The following is an 18,348-nucleotide window of genomic DNA, read 5'->3' as shown; positions in this document are numbered from 1 at the left end:
GGTCCGCCTCGCGGCGGTGGCGGGCGCGAGCCCGCGGGGAACCAAGCGATGGCCATCGGGTTGAATCAGTGTTGGTTCCCCGAGGCGAGGCGACGTAATGAGCATCCTGCAAAGCATCAAGAAAGTGGCCGAACAGGTGACCGGTGCCGCAAGACCGGACAGCCGTCAGGCGGCCGACCTTGTCAGGCCGCGCAAAGCGAACGAGTTCAGGTTTGGCGATGATGGCCTGGTGCCCAATCATCCGTCCTGGCCGCTGGTCGTCTATCACGGCGCAGTGAGATTGCCGGAAGACTTCGATCCCGCGGCCGTGTTAGAGGCGCTTTTCTCGGCCAATGGCTGGGGAGACAGCTGGCGCAACGGCATCTACGATTATGTTCACTACCATTCGCGCATCCACGAAGTGCTCGGCGTGGCGCGTGGCACGACGAAGGTCCGGTTTGGCGGCAAGAAGGGCCGAACGCTGGCGCTGAAGGCCGGCGATGTCGCGGTTCTTCCGGCCGGCACGGGGCACCAGCGCATCTCCGCTTCGGACGACTTTCTCGTCGTTGGCGCCTATCCGCCGTCCGGCACCTATGACGAATGCACGACCACCGCCGATCACGCCAAGGCGGTGGTGACGATCCCCAAGGTCGGCCGTCCGCGCAAGGACCCCGTCTATGGAAGCAAGGGCCCGCTGCTGGCGGCGTGGGAGAAAGATTGAGTTCGCCGAAGGCGAAAGAGAGCAAAGCTTGCCGGCGCAAGCCCTGCCTCGGAACGATCGACGGACAGATCGAAGCATAGTTCATCACTCCGGTGGAACGCTCTCGGGCATTGGAGGTTGATAGCCGTCGAATGCTTTATCAACGGACTGGAAAACGGAGAGAGCCCGCCTTCGGTTGACGCCGGGGCGGGTTCCTTTTTGTCTGAGATTCTCGGGATTGATGGCGCGCGGGAACATGTCCGGCATGCCAGGCGCAATGGGAGCAAAGCCTGGAGAGAGCAGGTGGTGAAGAGATTGCGCCTGCCTCGGAGCGGACAGACGGCTGATATACCGTCTACATTCCGTAGGTGAGGGCAACATAGATCGCCGGGATAAGCGTCAGGCAGATCGCCATTCCCACGACAACGGCGATAGCCAAGCGCTCGGTTCGCCTGACAAGATCGACCATGTTGGCGTCCTCACTCAGACAGACGGGCGGGCCCGACGGGATTTCCGGGGCCTGAACATCATTGTCATTTGCGGGGCGATTGTCGTCCTGGGTGCTCGGTCTCTGGGCTGATGTCACTGCTTGCCTCGCTCTCAGAATATCCGGCGGTCGAGCTGGATTCCGCGATGATGGGTGATTGGCTGCGTTGCTCCGGCGCGAACCCAACGTATCGGCAAGACATGGGTTGCCGCATACGACTTCAGTCTTGCCAATTCTTAGACCTAAGCCTTGCCCGGGAACGCAATGCAGCGGGAGCCGTTGGTGACCGGTGACAACTCAAAGAATAGGAGAGGAGAAAGTCATGGCTGACGGTCCAACTGTTGTTAATTCTGGAGGTGGTGGCGGCACTGCGGTCGCTATTGTTCTTGCGATAATCGCCATCGTTGTCCTGCTGATATTTACCGGTGTCATCAACATTGGTGGCGGCGGCGGGAAGGACATCAACGTGAAGGTTGAGGCGCCAAAGGTGGAAGCTCCGGCCACTTCAGCGCCCGCGAAGCCCGCGGCACCTGCCAATGGTGGCTGATTGGCTGCGGCAGAGGCCAGAATAATTCTGGCCTCTGAAAATGTTTCTTAGTTCACAAAAGGACTTGTCATGAAAAGATATCTTGTCGGCGCTGTCGCGGCCCTCGCGCTTATGGCTGGAATTGGTGCTTCCTTCGCGGGAGACGTCGTAATTCTCAAGCCCGAGCAGCAGACGGTCGTCCGCGAATACATCCACAAGCAAAAACTCGCGTCAGTCAGCCTGCTCGGCGTCGAACTCAACGTCGGCTCCGCTCTCCCTGACACAGTCGAGCTTCATACAATCGACGTCCCCGACGTCAGATACAAATACACTGTTGTCGGCGATCATGCGGTTCTGGTTGACCCCGATACACGCAGGGTCGTGCAGATCATCGAGTGATGCCGGTAGTTCGTCCCTGGCCAACGGGGGCGGCCCGCCGTGCCGCAAAAATGGCGCGGCGGGCTTTCTATACGGAGCCACTTAATCCCTGTGAACATCGCCGAAACCTTCACCCGTCAGGCCTTGGCGTGGGTTAACCGCTCCAGCGCATCGACGATCAGGCCGCAGAATTTCGGATGGTCGAGTTTCATCGCCACGGTATGGCGGAAGTCGACCTGCTCGCTCGCCGTGCCGCCAAAATGGTGCATCCCGCCCATCTTCTCGAAATTGCAGACCGTCATGCCCTTGGTCCACCGCCCGGCGATTTCGACGCGGATATCGGCCTTCTCGGTGGTGAAGACGGTCGGGTCGATCATGGCCGCGACGCAGCACGCGTCGTGGACGGCTGGATACTCGATCTGCAGGAGGCCGCCATGCGTGGTCGCTATGAACTCCCAGATATCGAGGATGAACTTGGCGATCGGGCCGCCGACGGCGCGCACCCTGTTTTGCAGGTCCGGAGTGGCCAGCGCCTGGTGCGTGAGGTCGAGGCCGACCATGGTGACATCCCAATCGGCGCGGAACACGACGTCGGCGGCCTCCGGGTCGCCATAGACATTGAACTCCGCCGCTGGCGTGATGTTGCCGCGCGTGTAGGCTCCGCCCATCGCGACGACGCCCTTCACCCGATCGATGATGCGTGGGTCCTTGCGGATGGCGAGCGCGATGTTGGTGTAGGGACCGACCGGCACCATCGTGATGGTTTTCGGCTCGTGTGCCATGACCGTGTCGATGATGAAGTCGACGGCATGCCGCTTGTCGAGTTCGAACGAGGCGGGCGGCAGGACGGGGCCGTCGAGCCCGGTATCGCCATGGATTTCGACGGCCAGCACCTGCTCGCCGATGAGCGGGCCGGGTGAGCCCTTCGCCACCGGCACCTTGATGCCGTAGGCCGTGCATACGGCCAGAGCATTGCGCGTGGTGTTCTCGACATTGTGGTTTCCCGAAACCGTCGTGATGCCGAGAAGGTCGATATTCGGGTTTCCCGCCGCAAGCAGGATGGCGATGGCGTCGTCGTGCCCCGGATCGCAGTCCAGGATGATCTTTTCCATGACTTCGTCTCCCTTGTCGGCGGGGCGGCTGCCCCGTGCCAATAGTCCCGGCCCGCGCCTACTTGTCCTCGACAATGCGCAGATAGGCCGCGGTCACGAACAGGACGATCAACCCGAACAGGATGCGCCTTGCTCCCTCCGGCATCTGCAAAATCGTCAGTAGCGTCGTCAGCACCGTCAGGATCAGCGCGCCGATGATGGTGCCGGTGTAGCCGCCGCGGCCGCCGAAGATGGAGGTGCCGCCGATGACGGCCGCCGCCACCGAGGGCAGCACCAGCGGTTCGGCGAGCGACAGCGATGGCGCCTTGATCAAGCCGATATAGAGCAGGCCGGTGACGCCGGCGAGCACGCTGGAGGTGACGTAGAGCGCCGTGATGACCTGCCAGTATTGCACGCCCGACAGGCGCGTCGCGCGCTCATTGTCGCCGACGGCGTAGAGCAGGCGGCCGAAGCCGGTGCGGGCAAGCGTGAAGACGATGAGGGCCGCCAGCGGCACGAACAGCAGCAGGGCGTTGGGGAAGGCAAAGCCGAGTACGGGGGTGACGCCGGTACCCAGCCAGGCAAGAAAGTCGGGGATCTTGGCGCCGGACGCGATCACCGTGCGCTGGTAGACCTGCAGGCAGCCGGTGCCGATCAGGCTGGTGCCCAGCGTCATGATCAGCGGATGGACGCGGAAGACACCGACGCCGATGCCGTTCACGAGGCCGATCAGCACCGCCGGCATCATCGCCAGGAGGAAGGCCACAGCCGGGTTCTGGCTGACGATCTGCGTTGCCATGATGAAGGCGCTCATCGTCGCCACCGTGCCGACCGAAAGGTCGATGCCGCCGGTCAGCATGGTCATGGTCTGGCAGCCGGCGAGGATCGCCAGCGGAATGGCGAATTTGATGGTGTTGGCGATCCAGCGCTCGTTGACGATGCCGGGGCGCAGGATCTGCAGGATCACCACCAGGATGACCAGCAGGATGATCAGCGGGATGAGGGGACGGTCGGCCATGAAGCGTTTTATGCGGCGGCCGAAGGAGACCGGCGCGGGCGTGATCGCGGTGGTGCTCATGGGGTGGCTCCCGTTCGCGAGGAGGGGGGCTTGGTGGTGGTGTTCTGGAGGGATGGTGCTCTACGGCGCCGTACAGCGCTGCGGGTGAATTTCATGATTGCCGCCCTCGCATCGTGATGAAGGCGCCGAACATCACCACGGCGACCATGATCAGGCCTTCGATGATGGCGGTGACGTTGGGGTCGATGGCGAGCAAGGTGAGATCCGTGCGCACCAGCCGCAGCACGAAGACCGCGACGATGGGGCCGAGCAGGCCGCCCTTGCCGCCGCCGAGCGCCACGCCGCCCAGCACGACCGCGGCGACGCTGGCCAGGAGATAGGGGCCGGGGATCGGCGCGCCGATGCCTGTGCTCATGGTCAGCGCCAACCCGCCCATGGCCGCGAACAGGCCCGAGAGCGCGTAGGCGATGACCCTGGTGCGGGCGACAGGCACGCCGCTGCGGAACGCCGCCAGTTCGCTGGAGCCGATGGCGTAGATGGAAAGGCCGAGGCGCGACCGCCGAAGCGGTATCCAGACGATGCAGAGGCAGACAATCAGCACCAGCAGCGCCTTGGGCAGCCACGCGTCGACGGCGTCGGGCAGGCCCGGGATCGGCACGGTGCCCGAGATCAGCGCCTTCAGCCATTCGGCCGCCGCGCCGCCCGGGGCGCCGAGCACCAGAAGGGCCGCGCCCTGCAGCACGAACAGCATGGCCAGCGTGACGACGATGTCCGGCACGCGGGTGACGACGATCAGCATCCCGTTGACGGCGCCCAGCACGAACCCCATGGCGAGCACGAAAGGCACCACGAACAGCGCGTATTCCTCGCTCGCGCCCGCCATCATCGAGGCGGCGGTGACGCTGGTCAACGCCATCATGGCGGCGACCGAGAGATCGATGCCGCCGGCGATGACGACGACCGTCTGCGCGGCGACGGCAAAGGCGTAGGGCAGCACGGCCCGCGCCAGCGAGCCGAAATCGCCGCTGCCATAGCCGGGCTGGATGATCTTGGTGGCGATGAACAGGATGACGAGGAGGGCGAACAGGCCTGTTACCCAGCCTTGCCGGCGCAGGAAATGGCTCATGGCGTTGCCTCCGGCGCATCGGAAGCATTCGCCGTGGGTGCGGCCAAAATACCGATATCCGCCTTGACGCCGCGCGGCAGGCCGTAGGCGGCGCGCATCAGCGTCGGCTCGTCGGCCTCCTCGACAGGGAAAATATCGACCAGGCGGCCGCCGAAGATGACGATGACGCGGTCGCAGACGCGCTGCACTTCTTCCAGTTCGGAGGTGTAGAAAAGAACCGACTTGCCGTTGCCGGCGAGCTCGCGCAGCAGACGATAGATCTCCTGCTTGGTGCCGACATCGATGCCGCGCGTCGGGTCGAAACACAGGATGGTGCGCGCGTCGGCCGCGATCCAGCGAGCGATGGTGACCTTTTGCTGGTTGCCGCCGGACAGGCGCTGCACCTCGCCTTGAGCGCGGGTGTCGATCTGCAGGCGCTGGATGGCGCTCGCCACGGTGGCGCGCTCCTTGCGCATACGAATAGGCCCCCAGTTGCGCAAGGCGGCACTGAAGGGGAGCGCAATGTTCTCGCGCACCGAGCGCTGCATGGCGAGCGCCTCGGAACGGTCGCCCGGCACATAGGCGATCCCCGATCGGATGGCGTCGATCGGGTGGGCGAATTTCACCGGGCTGCCGTCGACTTCGATCGTGCCGCCCGATGGTTTGATCGAGCCGGCAAGGGCGGCGAACAGTTCGTCCTGGCCCTGGCCTTCCAGCGCCACGACGCCGGCCACCTCGCCATCGCGGAGATCGAAGGAGACGTCGCTGAGCTTGGTCCCGACGCGCAGGTTTCGCACGGCGATGCGCGGGCGGGCAGGGGGGCGGGCCTCTTCGCTGGCGCCGCGGGCGGCGACATGGGTCTTGACGATGCGAGTGCCGAGCATCAGCTCGACGATCTTTTCCTCGACGCCCGGCACGATGTCGACGACGCCGACGGTCGCGCCGTCGCGCAGCACCGTGGCGCGGTCGCAAAGGGCCGAGATTTCGACGAAGCGGTGGGAGATGAAGATCACGGCGCGGCCGGCGTCGCCCTGCCGGCGCACCACTTCCAGCACCTTTTCGGCAAGGTTGGCGGGGAGTGCGGCCGTCATCTCGTCGAGCAGCAGCACGTCGGGCTCGACGGCCAGCGCGCGGGCCAGGTCGAGCACGCGCAGGATGGCGAGCGGGATGTCGCGCGCGGTGTCGCGCAGGTCGAGGTCAGGTATGCCGAGTTCGCGTACCCAGGCGCGGAACGGCTCGACCGGCGTGCCGGTCAGCCGCAGATTGGACAGCACATCGAGATCGGGGATCAGCGACGGCTCCTGATAGACGGGCAGCAGCCCGGCCCGGCGCGCGGCGGCCGGCGAGCGTATGTCGCGCGCCTCGCCACGGATCAGGATGCGTCCGGCATTGGCTGATATCGCGCCGGTCAGGATCTTCACCAGCGTCGACTTGCCGGCGCCATTGGCACCCATCAGCGCATGCACCTCGCCCGGCAGCACGGAGAGCGACGCATCGCGGAGAGCCGCGACCGCGCCGTAGTTCTTGGCGACGCCTGACGCGTCGAGGAGGGGACTGGTGGTCAAATGATTTGGGTCTCGATTTATGTGCCTAATAACCGCGAATGTCAGCGCCGCCCCTCACCTGCCTGCCGGCATCCTCTCCCCGTATAGAGACGGGGAGAGGGCTTGCCTCCGGCGTTGCGGCCAGCTTCTCTCGCCCCGTTTTACCGGGAGAGATGTCCGGCAGGACAGTGAGGGGCGGCGCCGACCATGGTCAGCAAAGCCGCTGCTTACTCGCCCGGGCCCTTGCAGGCCACGATCTGGTCCTTGGTATACGTCGTCCAGTCGGGGATCATGATCGAGACCGGCCATTCAGGGCTCAGCGACGGGTCGGCGGCGGCTTTCAGCTTGGCCTTGCCTTCCTCGGTGGCATTCTCCCACAGCTGCGGGTCGACCAGCACGGTCTGCTGGGCCGGCTTCTTGCCGTCGAGGATCTGCAGCGCCAGCGTCACGCCGGCACCACCGATCGAGCCGGGGTTGGTGACGGCGGCACCCACGAGGCCCTTGACCGAGCTCAGCTGGCCGACGAAGCCGGCATTGTCGGCGCCGACCACGGGCACCAGCGGCGCCTGCGATTCGACCAGCGCGTCGACGATGACGTTATCGATGCCCGACGTCCACACGCCGTTGAACGGCGTGCCGGTGGCCAGGAAGGACAGCATCTGCTGCTTGGCCTGGTCCTGCTGCCAGCCGGTGAAGACCTCCTGCGCCACCTTCACGTCGGGGAATTCGGCCAGTGCCTTCTTGAAGCCTTTGTCGCGATCGCTATCGGCCGAAGCGCCCGCCGCGCCGCGCATGTAAAACACCTCGCCCTTGCCGCCCATCTGCTGGAACAGCCATTTGGCACCGAGATACGCATACTGCTCCTGGTTGTTGGAAATGATGTAGGCCGACGGCTCGGTGACCGCCTGGTCGACGGCGACGACGACGATGCCGGCCTTGGTGGCTTCTTCCAGGCCGGCCTTGATGCCGGCCGGGTCGGCGGGGTTGACGACGATGGCGTCGACCTTGGCGCTGATCAGGTTGCGGATGTCTTCCAACTGGCCGGCGGCATCGGTGTTGCGGTGGGCGATGTTGAGCTTGGTCACTTCGCCGGAGGCGAGCGCCTGCGCCTTCATGGCGCAAACCATTTCCTCGCGCCAGCCATTGCCCTGCACGGTGTTGGAAATGCCGATCGTGTATTTGCCGGCGGCGGACGACACGCCCACCGAGGCCAGCAGCGCCGCGCTGGCAAGCAGCGGGACCATGGTCAGATAGTTCTTCATTTCAGTCTTCCTCCACATTGTTTTTCAGTTCAGTTTTAACCTGTTGGGCCGCGCCACTCACAATCAGAGTCAAGTGGCTCGCTTTGCCGTTACTTGACGAAGGGACGCAGCACGTCGCGGGCGAGCAGAAAACCCCGCTTCACCTGCTCGTCGCTGCCTTCAAATCGCCTGTCCTCGTGTTCGATGATGACCGATCCGTCATAGCCGGCGCGGTAGAGGCCCGAGAAGAAGCCGCTCCAGTCGACATCGCCCAGCCCCGGCATGCGCGGCACCTGCCAGCCTATGCCCGCCGATAGAATTCCGCGCTCGTACAAACCATCATGATCAATCATCAGGTCCTTGGCGTGGACATGCAGCATATAGGGGCCGAATTCCCGGATGAAGCGGGTCTGGTCGATCATCTGCCAGACCAGATGCGAGGGGTCGAAATTCATGCCGACCTCGCCGCCCCAGGCTTCGAGAATGCGACGCCAGACCTGCGGCGAATAGGCGATGTTGTGCCCGCCCGGCCATTCGTCATGGCTGAAGATCATCGGGCAGTTTTCGAAGGCGAGTTTTACCCCATGGTCGCGCGCATGGGCAACGATTTCCGGCCAGACTTTCAGCGCGTCCTGCCAGTTGACGTCGACTGTCTTGGAGGCATCGCCGCCGCAGAAGGTGTTGACCAGAGGAACGCCCATGTTGGCGGCAAGCACGATGACCTTCTTCAGGTGGCCGATGACCGCCTCGCGATGGGCGGCATCCGGGTGCAGCGGGTTGGGGTAATAACCGAGACCGGAGACCGTGAGGTTCTTTTCCGCCAGCGATGCAACGATTTCTTTCGCCCGCGAGGCCGAAGTGCCATCAGCATCGATATGGTTGGTGCCGGCATAGCGGCGGGTCGCGCCGGAGGTTTTCGGCCAGCAGGCGATTTCCAGTGCTTCGAAGCCGACAGAGCTTGCCCAGCCGGCGACCTCGCCAAGCGGCGTGTCCGCGAACGGTGCGGTGAGCAGTCCAAGTTTCATCATGCCTCCCCTGACCGCGAACCCGCGATCGATGCCTATAATGCCGATTGTTTGGATCGCTTCAACCTCGCGACCTCATCTTGTTCGAGACTGTGACGGACTGCCGCCATCGGATCGCCCGAAAGCAGTTCGCCAAGCGCTGACGTGACGGCCCGCCGGAACGTCTCGTCCGCGGCAAGGCCCGGGTCGAATATCGTGTCGATGGCCAGGATGGCGGAAGCCAGCGCCCGCGCATCGTGGCCGGTTTCGTCCGCAATCGCGGCGACCTTGCCGGCATAGGGATCCGACACCGGCCAGCGCTTGCCGAAGCGCGCCGAGGCCAGGATCAGATAAGCCATCCAGCCGGCGACCGGCACCGACAGCAGGCCGATGCTGGCCCCCAGGTTCAGGCGGTCGCGGATCGGGTTGAGCAGGCGCTGCACGATTTTTTGCGAGCCGTCGGTGGCGATCTGGTGGTTGCGATGGCGGATCGCGGTGTTCTTCAACCGGCCAAGGCTCTGCTCGACATAAGCAGATGGATTCATGCCAGCCACCGGCATCAGTGTCGGCAGGGTTTGCTCGACCAGCATGCGCCTGACAAAGACCGAAAGCAGCGGGTCGGCGATGGCATCCGACGTGTGTTCGAGGCCGGCCAGTACGCCGAGCGTGGCGAGTGTCGTCTGGGCGCCGTTGAGCACCCGCATCTTGAGATGCTCGAACGGGGTGACGTCGTCGACAAAGGTCGCGCCGGCCAGGTCCCAGCGCGGCATGCGGCCGGCGAACTTTTTCTCGATCACCCATTGCCGGAAGGGTTCGCCGACGGCGACGGCGGCGTCGCGATAGCCGAACCGTCGCTCGACGCTGTCGAGATCGTCCTGTGTCACCGCCGGAGCGATGCGGTCGACCATGGCCGAGGGGAAGGCGGCATTGGCCGCGATCCAGTCGGCCAGGCCATTGCCGCGCCGTTCGGCAAAGCTCCGCACGACATTTTCCAGGATGACGCCGTTGGTCGGAATGTTGTCGCAGGAGAGCAGCGTCAGCTTCCGGCCATGCGTGGCCCTGCGTCGCTCCAGCGCCCGCGTGAGGATGCCGGGCACGCTGCGGGGCGCTTCTGGGTTGGCGAGGTCGTGGACGATGTCGGGATGATCGAGGTCGAGCGCGCCAGTCGAGGGCACATGGCAATAGCCTTTTTCGGTCACCGTCATCGTCACCAGCTCGATGTCGGCGGAGACGAGCACCTCGAGCGCCGGTGCGGCGCTGTCCTGGCTGTCGACCACCTTCACGATGCTGCCGATGACGCGTGCCTCGACATGATCGTTCTCGCGGATCAGCCTCGTGTAGAGGCCGTCTTGCCGGCCAAGCGTCTTGGTCAGGGCGGGCGGGCGAATGTTGATGCCGACGATGCCCCAGCGGTCGAACCGGCGCGAAAGCAGGTCGTCGGTGTATTCGGCCTGGTGACAGCGATGGAAGGCGCCGACGCCCAGATGCGCCATGCCTGGTGAGAGCGCCGCGCGGTCGTATGACGGCTTTTGCACGGCTGCGGGCAGCCGCTCCAGCAGTCTGGGCCCGAGCCTTTCGATGGAGTTCACCGGTTCGCCCCGATCACCGCCTGCTCCTGGTCGATCACCGCGCCGGTCATCGGCCCGGCTGCGTCGGAAAGCAGGAACACGGCGAGATTGGCGATATCGTCCGGCTTGAGCAGCCGACCGAAGGGCTGCGCGGCATTGGCGGCGTCGAGCCATCCCGGGCCATTGCCCAGCGTCTGCGCCTGCATGATGCGTTCGGCCGGCGTGTCGGTCCAGCCGACATTGATGCCGTTGACGCGGATGCGGTCGAAGCGGTGGGCGTTGGCGGCATTCTTGGTCAGCGTCGCCAGCGCGCCCTTGGTGGCGGAATAGACGGCGAGTTCCGGCGAGCCGCAATGGGCGTTTATCGAGAGGATGTTGACGATGGCGCCGCCGTGGCCACGCTTCTTCATGTCGGCGATCACGGCCTGCATCAGGAAGAAGGGCGCACGGGCGTTGACGGCAAACAGCGCCGACCAGTCGTCCGGCGTGGCGTCGAGGAAGGAGGCGCGGTCGGTCAGGCCGGCGGCGTTGACGAGGCCGTCGATGCGGCCGAAGCGGTCGATGCAGGCCTGCGCCAAGAGGGCGGGAGTTTCCGTGTCTCCAAGGTCGGCGGCGACGAAGAGCGTCGGCGTACCCAGGGCCGACAGTTCCGCAGCCACGGCCTCGCCGCGCTTGCTGTCGCGCCCGGTGATCAGCAGGCCGGCAGCGCCGGAGCGCGCCAGCGTCTCGGCAATGGCACGGCCGATGCCTTGCGTCGACCCGGTGACCAGCGCCACCTTGCCTTCGAGCCTGATCTCCATTCCTCCTCCCGGAACAAAGTTTCTATTTATTGAAATATGGAATGTTGATTCCCGATAGTCAATTGTACCAGCGGCGCCTCATGTGCCGCGGCGCGCCGCGACGCCTTGGACCAGCGCCATGCCCACCGCCAGCGACGCCGCCAGCGAGCGGAAGCCGGCGAAGTCGGATTCCACCACTTCCAGCCAGCTGTCCGACAGCCGGATCAGCGGCGAGAAGGTGCTGTCGGTGATGGTGACGATGCGCGCCTTGCGCTCATGCGCGACGGCCACCAGGTCTGGCGTGATCGAATTGTAGGGGCTGAAGGACACCGCCAGCACGGCGTCGCGTGCGCCAATGCAGCCGACCTGATCGAGCGCGGTCGAGCCGACATTGTCGACCAGCACATTGCGCACGCCTTGCTGCGAAAGCGTCAGCGAAAGATAGGTGGTGACGGGGAAGGCGCGCTTGGAGCCGATGACGTAGATCAGGTCCGCCTTGGCCAGCGTCGCCACCATCTTCTCGAAGCTTTCGATATCGAAGCCGCTTTCGATGCGGCCGAGCGAGGCCTGCGAGGCGCCGACCATGCCGCGCAGGAAATGCGTGGCGGCATTGGGCTCGGCCTCGGCGCGCTGCTCGCCGCGGCCTTCCGGCCAAGATCCCTTGACGTGGTCCTTGAACAGGCCCTGGAAGTCGGAAAAGCCGGAATAGCCGAAGATCTGGGCGAAGCGCACCAGCGTCGAGGGCTGCACGCCGGCCTGTGCCGCCACCTGGGCAATAGTGCCGAGCGCCACCTCGCTCGGGTGCTGCCATAGGAAGATCGCTACCTGGCGCAGGCGCTTGGGGAAATGCACGGTGCCGGAAGACAGCACCGCGCGCAGCTCCTCATAGGTTCGCGGCTGTATATAGCCAAGTGCCGCCAGCGAACGGCCGCGTTTGCGCGTCGCTGCCTCGTCGGCACTGGATCGTCCGGATGGTTTTCTCGCCCCGCTCATGAATTCAGGCTAGCGCGATACGATCGTTTTACAATATGGATTTTGGAAATGGTGTTCGATGGGCATAGGCGAGGGCTCGGCGATTTCGTCATCGCAGGGCGAAGCAGCGGCGTTGCGGAGACCCTGGGGTCCATGCCGCGACCTTGGTTGTAGAGTGCAGCGGAGCAGAATTCTTGACCGTGGCAACGCACCGGAGTCCCGGCATGGATCCTGGGGTCTCCGCAACGCCGCTTCGCTCCTTGCTATGCCCTGGGATGACGACCCCGCTAGTGATCAGCCCGAGGAGAAAACATGGTCTACGCAACATCGGATGGATCGACGCGCCAGCGTCTGCGGGTCGGCATGGTCGGCGGCGGCCGCAATGCCTTCATCGGCGCCGTGCATCGGCTGGCCATGCGCCTCGACGACCAGATCGCGCTGGTTGCCGGCGCGCTGTCGTCCGACCCGGACAATGCCGCTGCCTCGGCCGCCGAGATCGGTATCGCGCCGGAGCGCAGCTATGCCGATTACCGCGCCATGGCCAAAGCGGAGGCCGCGCGGCCGGATGGCATCGAGGCGGTCGTCATCGTCACGCCCAACCATCTGCACGCGCCGATCGCCACCGCCTTCCTCGAGGCCGGCATCGACGTGATCTGCGACAAGCCGCTGTCGACGACGCTGGCCGACGCCGAGGCACTGGTTGCACTCGCGAGGGCGAAAAACCGCCGCTTCGTCGTCACGCTCAACAACACCGGCTACGCCATGGTGCGCCAGGCGCGCGAGATGGTGATGGCGGGCGAGCTTGGCCGGATCGTGTCTGTGCATGGCGCCTACATCCAGGACTGGCTGACCAAGCCGATCGACGCCGACGGCCAGAAGCAGGCGGAATGGCGCACCGATCCGGCGAGGGCGGGGCAGTCGGCGGTGCTGGCCGATATCGGCGTGCATGCCTTCAACCTGGCAGGCTTCATTTCGGGCCGCGAGGCCGAGAGGGTGTCGGCCGATCTGTTCACCGCGGTGCCCGGACGCCGGCTCGACGACAATGCCCATGTGCTGGTGCGCTGGACCGATGGCGCACGCGGCACGATCCTGGCCAGCCAGACGTCGCCCGGCCACTACAACGACCTCTCCGTGTGCATCTATGGCGACAGGGCCGGGCTCGAATGGTCGGGCGGCCGGCCGGAGGAACTGCGCTTTTCCAGATATGGCGAGGAAACCCGCACGCTGGTGCGCGGCGGCCATGGCTCGACGGAGGAATCCCGCCGCGTGTCGCGCATGCCGGCGGCGCATCCCGAAGGCCATATCGAGGCCTTCGCCAATTTCTACCGCGACGCCGCCGACATCATCCGAGCCCACCGCTCGGGCGGCGCGGTCGACCCGGCTCGCGCGGCGCGGGTGCCCGACGTGATCGACGGCGCGCGCGGCGTGAAGTTCGTCGCCGCCGCGGTGGAGTCGAACGCGGCTGGCGGGGCTTGGACCGCGGCCAGGTTTGCGGGATGAACAGCCGACCTCCGGGGGGGAGATCGGCAGCTTTTGCCGTCGGTAATTATTCGATACCCAACTGTTCCGCCAAATCCGACAGCATAGGGCGCTGACCCTGCAGAATCTTGACCCCGGCTTCGGCCAAGGTGAACCAGCCGGCCCTGTCGACCTCCGGGAATTCCTTCATCGATCCCGACCGCGGCGGCCATTCCATGGTGAAGGTGTTGCTCTTGATGGCGGCCACATCGATGTCGGCCTCGACGGACCAGGCGATGACGATCTTGCCGCCCGGCTGCCTGTAGTCGCCGAGGCGCGCGAAAGGGCCGCCGACCTTGATGCCGAGCTCTTCCTCGGTTTCGCGTCGTGCCGCCGCCAATTCGTCCTCATCCTCGTCGACGAGGCCCTTCGGGATCGACCAGGCGCCATCGTCCTTCTTTGCCCAGAACGGGCCGCCGGGATGAACCAGAAGCACCTCGATACCGTCATCACTCCGGCGATAGATCAGCAGACCCGCGCTGCGTTTTGCCATGTTTGCATGTCCGTTTGCGGCACCGGTGCGAAGCCGGCCGATTCTGAGCGATCATGGCTGCCGATCTTGCACCTGGAAATTGCGACGCTATGTCAGATGCATCCGCATTGCACCTCATACGCGAGTCCGGCAAACTGATAGCATCGTTTCTGGGGCGGCGTCGAAAATCAGGTGAGGCGTCCGAATGCAGCTGGGTCTGATCGGCTACTACAGCGACTTCGTGGTCTATCCCCTGGTGATCGCGATATTGGGGGTGGCCGGACTGATCGAGGCCGGAGAAGAAAGCGCGCCGGACTGGGTCGGCACGATGCTGATCTGCCTTGGCCTGTGGACGCTGATCGAATATGTGCTGCACCGTTTCGTGCTGCACCACGTCCCCTGGATCCGAGACCTGCACGACCGTCACCATGTCGAGGAGCGCAGTCCGGTGGGCACGCCCACCTGGCTCAGCCTGGGCGTGCATGCGCTGGTGGCGTTCCTGCCCGTCTGGATGGTCTCCGACTTCGCGACCGCCAGCGCGGTGAGTTGCGGGTTGATGCTGGGCTATCTCTGGTACATCAGCGTCCACCACATGATCCATCACTGGCATCCGCCCCATCCGAGCTATCTCTACACGCTCAAGCGCCGCCACGCGGTGCACCACCATATCGACGACAACGCCAATTTCGGCGTGACCTCGATATTCTGGGACCGGATTTTCGGCACCGCTAGGCTTTGACAGGGGAACCTTTCGACCAGGCGACCAACTTCATTCGTGGTCTGCCGGGTGAACGCCCAGCCTGAAATCCATATCAGGCCGAGCGATCTGGCCAGAATAGCCAGATGAGCGCGGCGGCCATCAAAACCCAAAGTCCGACAATGAATGCGAGACCGCCGCGGCTGGTCGGCCTCGATCGGCGAATGGCCTCCGCGCGAAACTCCGCCATCAGATCGGCGGGGATCAACTTCACCGCGAGCAGGATGCCAAGCGGTACGATGATCAGATCGTCCAGATATCCGAGTACGGGAATGAAATCGGGTATCAGATCGATGGGACTGAGCGCGTAGGCGGCGACGATGCCGGCGGCAAGTTTGGCGTACCAGGGAACGCGAGGATCGCGGGCGGCCAGCCATAGGGCCATCACATCGCGCTTGATGGCTCTCGCCCATTGCTTTGCCTTGTCGAGGACAGTCACCCGGCAACTCTCTTTAGAAGGCCCCGAACATCGGGCGCCTCCGCTCTTTCCCTCGATCATTGCAGCGATGTCGACGATCCGCAAACTGACTCCGCCGCCCAACGGGCGTGCCGTGAAGAAGACCTATTGAAAGCCGGCGCTGGTGACGACCACCGCGCCGCCTGGTTCGGGACGTCGATCCGCAAAGCGTGAGCGACGGGGAGGGCTCCTCCGCTCACAATTCCTTCTCCGCTAGTTCCTGAATGCGTCGGGCAGCGAGCGGGCCGCTTCCAGGGCCACCGTACCGTAGCCGACCGCCTGTTTGCCGAAACGCTGACGGATCTTGTCGATAAGGCGGCCGAGGAGGCCTGGCCGGCGATTCATCGCCTCCCGGTTGGCCGCCTGTTTCTCCAGGTACCCCGCCAGCGCCAGGTCGTGGCGCTGCGGCGCGACCCGGTCCGGAGACCGCGACGTAAGCCAGGGATCGCCGTAGAACAGGAGCGGCCAGTCTGTTGGGTGCGGGAGCAACATGGTATTCTCCATGACAGTTGTCAGCAGCACCGTGCGTCACACCCGTCGGAATCGCGTTCGCGCCAGCGTGACGAAATCGTGAAAAGCGTCGCGCGACGCAGAAAGCCGGTTGAATTAGTATCGGCACCGGTAAAGGATTGCCGCTGAAGCTGTGGTGGATCCGATGGCGCGCCTCTCACTGTTGGGTGGGTTCGATTTCACTGGCGGTGCCGTGGCCCCGTCCTTCACCCGCAAGGCGCGCGCCATGGTCGCCTATCTTGCGATCCATTCGGGGCATTCCCTCTCGCGCGAAAAGCTTGCCGCCCTGCTGTGGGGCGACACCGGCGAGCCGCAGGCACGCATGAACCTTCGGCAGGCTCTTTCTGTCGTGAGGAAGGCTATGCCCTCGGCCCATGGCGTTCGCTTCCTGACCGATGGCGACAGCATCATGCTGGCGCTGGATGATCTCGATTTCGACGTCGCCCGGTTCGAGGTGCTGGCCGCCGAGGCGGCACCCGAGCAGCTTGAGCAGGCCATCAGCCTCTATCGAGGCGATCTCCTCGATGGCTTCAGCCTGAAGGAGGAACCCTTCGAGGACTGGCTGCGGATCGAACGCGCACGGCTGCGGGCCACGGCCGTCTTGGTGCTGGAAAAGCTCGTCGCGCATTACTTCGCGCAGAACGATCTGGCGTCCTGCGTGCAGGCGGCGACACGCTTGCTAGCCTGGGAGCCGCTGCGTGAAGACGTCCACCGGGCCTTGATGCGGGCCTGTGCGGCCCAGGGCCGCGTCAATTTGGCGCTGAAACAATATGAGCTCTGCCGCGACGCCTTGCAGCGCCAGCTACGTGTTCAGCCGGAACCGGAAACGAGGCAGCTCTATGAACAGCTTCGGGCCCGACGCACGGCGTCGGCTGCTCCAGCAGCCGCCGGGCCGGTTGCGCCCGGTGCTCAGGCTGCATCGCCGCCGACCCACTATGTCAAATCGGCTGGCAGCAACATCGCGTATCAGGTAACGGGCAACGGCCCCGTAGACCTCATTTATGTGCCAGGCTGGGTTTCCAATCTCGACCTTGCCTGGGCATCGCCCAGGCTGGCGCATGTCCTGCACCGTCTCGGCTCTTTTTGCCGGCTGATCCGGATGGACAAGCGTGGCACCGGACTGTCGGATCGCAATGTCGGCCTGCCGACGCTCGAAGAGCGTATGGAAGACGTGCGCGCGGTCCTGGACGCGGTCGGTTCGAAGCGTACCGTCCTGTTCGGCAGCTCCGAGGGCGGCAGCATGTGCATGCTGTTTGCCGCGACCTATCCTGAACGCACGGCAGCCCTCATCTTGAACGGGACCTATGCCCGAGGTGTATGGGCGCCGGACTACCCCTGGGCCAAAACCAAGGCGCAGGTGGAAAGAGAACTCGTCGCCATCGAGCGCGAATGGGGAGAGCCGGCCGACCTCAGCAATGCCGCGCCCAGCCTGATGAACGATGCATTCGAGCGCGAATGGTTCGCGGCCTTCCTGCGCAATTCAGCTTCGCCCGCCGATGCGATCTCGCTGTGGTACTGGAGCACCGAAATCGACGTTCGGGAGATACTGGGAGCCATCCACGTTCCAACGCTAATCGTTCAGAGAACGGGCGATCGCTGGGTCAAGGCCGAGGAGGGGCGCTACCTGGCGAGACACATACCGGGAGCGAGCTACATCGAGCTCGCGGGCAACGACCATGTCATCTGGGGGGAAGGCTCCGATCGCCTGATCGATGAGATCCAGTCGTTTGTCAGCGGCACCTTGCCGGCGGCACCCGGCGAGCGTGTGCTGGTCACCATTCTCTGCGTGGACATCACCTCGCCATCTGCGTCCCCCGATGGCCGGGATTTGAGGCGGGGATATGTCGACGCGATCTGCGATCAAGTGCAACTGGCCCAGGGCAGGGAGATACGGCGCAACGCGAATGGCCTCCTCGCTGCCTTCCAGCGTCCGACGCGGGCGATCCAATGCGTCATGGCGATCCGCGACGGTTTGAAGCCATCTGGCCTCGGCGTCCGTGCCGCGGTGCATATTGGCGAGTGCGAAAAGCAAGACGGTGATTTAACCGGCACCGCCATCGACCAAACAGTGCTGATGCTCGACCAAGCCTTGCCGGGCGAGATCGTTACGTCGCGCACAATCCGCGATCTCGTGCCGGGCTCCGGCCTTGTGTTTACAGAGCGCGGCGGGACGGAAACAGGCGCCGTGCCGGGAGGCGGGCAACTCTATGGGGTCGGTGCAGCGTCGGCCCGACAGTAGCGA

The 18,348-nt window shown here is 64.7% G+C and carries 18 protein-coding genes; 6 read left to right on the top strand and 12 right to left on the bottom strand.

Going from position 1 to position 18,348, the window contains the following annotated elements:
- Positions 1-97: 97 nt before the first annotated feature.
- The 3 genes from LB554_RS07030 to LB554_RS07020 all read left to right on the top strand — a co-directional run bounded on the left by LB554_RS07030 (position 98) and on the right by LB554_RS07020 (position 2,091).
- Positions 98-700 (top strand): cupin, encoded by a 603-nt coding sequence (locus tag LB554_RS07030; protein WP_224583794.1) that lies wholly within the window; start codon positions 98-100, stop codon positions 698-700.
- Positions 701-1,488: 788 nt separating this feature from the next.
- Positions 1,489-1,713 (top strand): hypothetical protein, encoded by a 225-nt coding sequence (locus LB554_RS07025; protein WP_023782864.1) that lies wholly within the window; start codon positions 1,489-1,491, stop codon positions 1,711-1,713.
- A 69-nt stretch (positions 1,714-1,782) separates the two neighbouring features.
- Complete coding sequence (locus tag LB554_RS07020) at positions 1,783-2,091, top strand: DUF1236 domain-containing protein (protein ID WP_015316968.1); 309 nt, start codon at positions 1,783-1,785, stop codon at positions 2,089-2,091.
- Between the two features lie 116 nt (positions 2,092-2,207).
- On the opposite strand, the gene LB554_RS07015 is transcribed toward LB554_RS07020, so the two are convergent.
- The 9 genes from LB554_RS07015 to LB554_RS06975 all read right to left on the bottom strand — a co-directional run bounded on the left by LB554_RS07015 (position 2,208) and on the right by LB554_RS06975 (position 12,413).
- Complete coding sequence (locus LB554_RS07015; RefSeq protein WP_224583792.1) at positions 2,208-3,182, bottom strand: nucleoside hydrolase; 975 nt, start codon at positions 3,180-3,182, stop codon at positions 2,208-2,210.
- A 58-nt stretch (positions 3,183-3,240) separates the two neighbouring features.
- Positions 3,241-4,239 (bottom strand): ABC transporter permease, encoded by a 999-nt coding sequence (locus tag LB554_RS07010; RefSeq protein ID WP_224583789.1) that lies wholly within the window; start codon positions 4,237-4,239, stop codon positions 3,241-3,243.
- Positions 4,240-4,330: 91 nt separating this feature from the next.
- Entirely contained in the window at positions 4,331-5,305 is a 975-nt protein-coding gene (locus tag LB554_RS07005) for an ABC transporter permease (RefSeq protein ID WP_015316970.1), read from the bottom strand.
- Positions 5,302-6,849 carry a sugar ABC transporter ATP-binding protein gene (locus LB554_RS07000; protein ID WP_015316971.1) on the bottom strand — a complete coding sequence of 516 codons (1,548 nt, stop codon included), beginning with the start codon at positions 6,847-6,849 and terminating at the stop codon, positions 5,302-5,304. The genes LB554_RS07005 and LB554_RS07000 overlap by 4 nt, the downstream gene beginning before the upstream one ends.
- Before the next feature lie 206 nt (positions 6,850-7,055).
- The gene (locus LB554_RS06995) at positions 7,056-8,090 is read right to left on the bottom strand and encodes an ABC transporter substrate-binding protein (RefSeq protein WP_015316972.1); all 1,035 of its coding nucleotides are present in this window, start codon (positions 8,088-8,090) and stop codon (positions 7,056-7,058) included.
- An 89-nt stretch (positions 8,091-8,179) separates the two neighbouring features.
- Positions 8,180-9,094 (bottom strand): sugar phosphate isomerase/epimerase family protein, encoded by a 915-nt coding sequence (locus tag LB554_RS06990; RefSeq protein WP_224583788.1) that lies wholly within the window; start codon positions 9,092-9,094, stop codon positions 8,180-8,182.
- Between the two features lie 35 nt (positions 9,095-9,129).
- Positions 9,130-10,662, bottom strand: a complete 1,533-nt coding sequence (locus LB554_RS06985; RefSeq protein ID WP_224583784.1) for a mannitol dehydrogenase family protein — start codon at positions 10,660-10,662, stop codon at positions 9,130-9,132.
- Positions 10,659-11,441: an SDR family oxidoreductase gene (locus LB554_RS06980; protein ID WP_140618016.1), complete on the bottom strand. Its 783-nt coding sequence runs from the start codon at positions 11,439-11,441 to the stop codon at positions 10,659-10,661. The genes LB554_RS06985 and LB554_RS06980 overlap by 4 nt, the downstream gene beginning before the upstream one ends.
- Positions 11,442-11,519: 78 nt before the next feature.
- Positions 11,520-12,413 (bottom strand): MurR/RpiR family transcriptional regulator, encoded by an 894-nt coding sequence (locus LB554_RS06975; RefSeq protein ID WP_224526967.1) that lies wholly within the window; start codon positions 12,411-12,413, stop codon positions 11,520-11,522.
- A gap of 291 nt (positions 12,414-12,704) precedes the next feature.
- On the opposite strand from LB554_RS06975, the gene LB554_RS06970 reads away from it, so the two are divergent.
- A complete protein-coding gene (locus LB554_RS06970; RefSeq protein WP_224583782.1) occupies positions 12,705-13,892 on the top strand; it encodes a Gfo/Idh/MocA family protein in 1,188 nt (395 codons plus the stop codon).
- A gap of 46 nt (positions 13,893-13,938) precedes the next feature.
- Here the strand turns inward: LB554_RS06970 and LB554_RS06965 are convergent, their stop codons facing one another.
- Positions 13,939-14,403: an NUDIX domain-containing protein gene (locus LB554_RS06965; protein WP_224583780.1), complete on the bottom strand. Its 465-nt coding sequence runs from the start codon at positions 14,401-14,403 to the stop codon at positions 13,939-13,941.
- Positions 14,404-14,587: 184 nt separating this feature from the next.
- Between LB554_RS06965 and LB554_RS06960 the strand changes: the two genes are divergently transcribed.
- Positions 14,588-15,121 (top strand): sterol desaturase family protein, encoded by a 534-nt coding sequence (locus LB554_RS06960; protein ID WP_140824088.1) that lies wholly within the window; start codon positions 14,588-14,590, stop codon positions 15,119-15,121.
- A 73-nt stretch (positions 15,122-15,194) separates the two neighbouring features.
- Here the strand turns inward: LB554_RS06960 and LB554_RS06955 are convergent, their stop codons facing one another.
- Together LB554_RS06955 and LB554_RS06950 are read right to left on the bottom strand one after the other, a co-directional pair.
- Entirely contained in the window at positions 15,195-15,578 is a 384-nt protein-coding gene (locus LB554_RS06955) for a YkvA family protein (protein ID WP_140824154.1), read from the bottom strand.
- Between the two features lie 231 nt (positions 15,579-15,809).
- Complete coding sequence (locus LB554_RS06950) at positions 15,810-16,088, bottom strand: hypothetical protein (RefSeq protein WP_140824089.1); 279 nt, start codon at positions 16,086-16,088, stop codon at positions 15,810-15,812.
- 427 nt (positions 16,089-16,515) lie between these two features.
- Between LB554_RS06950 and LB554_RS06945 the strand changes: the two genes are divergently transcribed.
- Entirely contained in the window at positions 16,516-18,345 is a 1,830-nt protein-coding gene (locus tag LB554_RS06945) for an alpha/beta fold hydrolase (RefSeq protein ID WP_224583777.1), read from the top strand.
- The last annotated feature ends 3 nt before the right edge of the window (positions 18,346-18,348 follow it).

The organism is Mesorhizobium sp. CO1-1-11 (assembly GCF_020164995.1).
GTDB lineage: Bacteria > Pseudomonadota > Alphaproteobacteria > Rhizobiales > Rhizobiaceae > Mesorhizobium > Mesorhizobium australicum.
The sequence above is the reverse complement of the archived record's forward strand: the minus strand, read 5'-3'. Positions and strand labels throughout refer to the sequence as shown.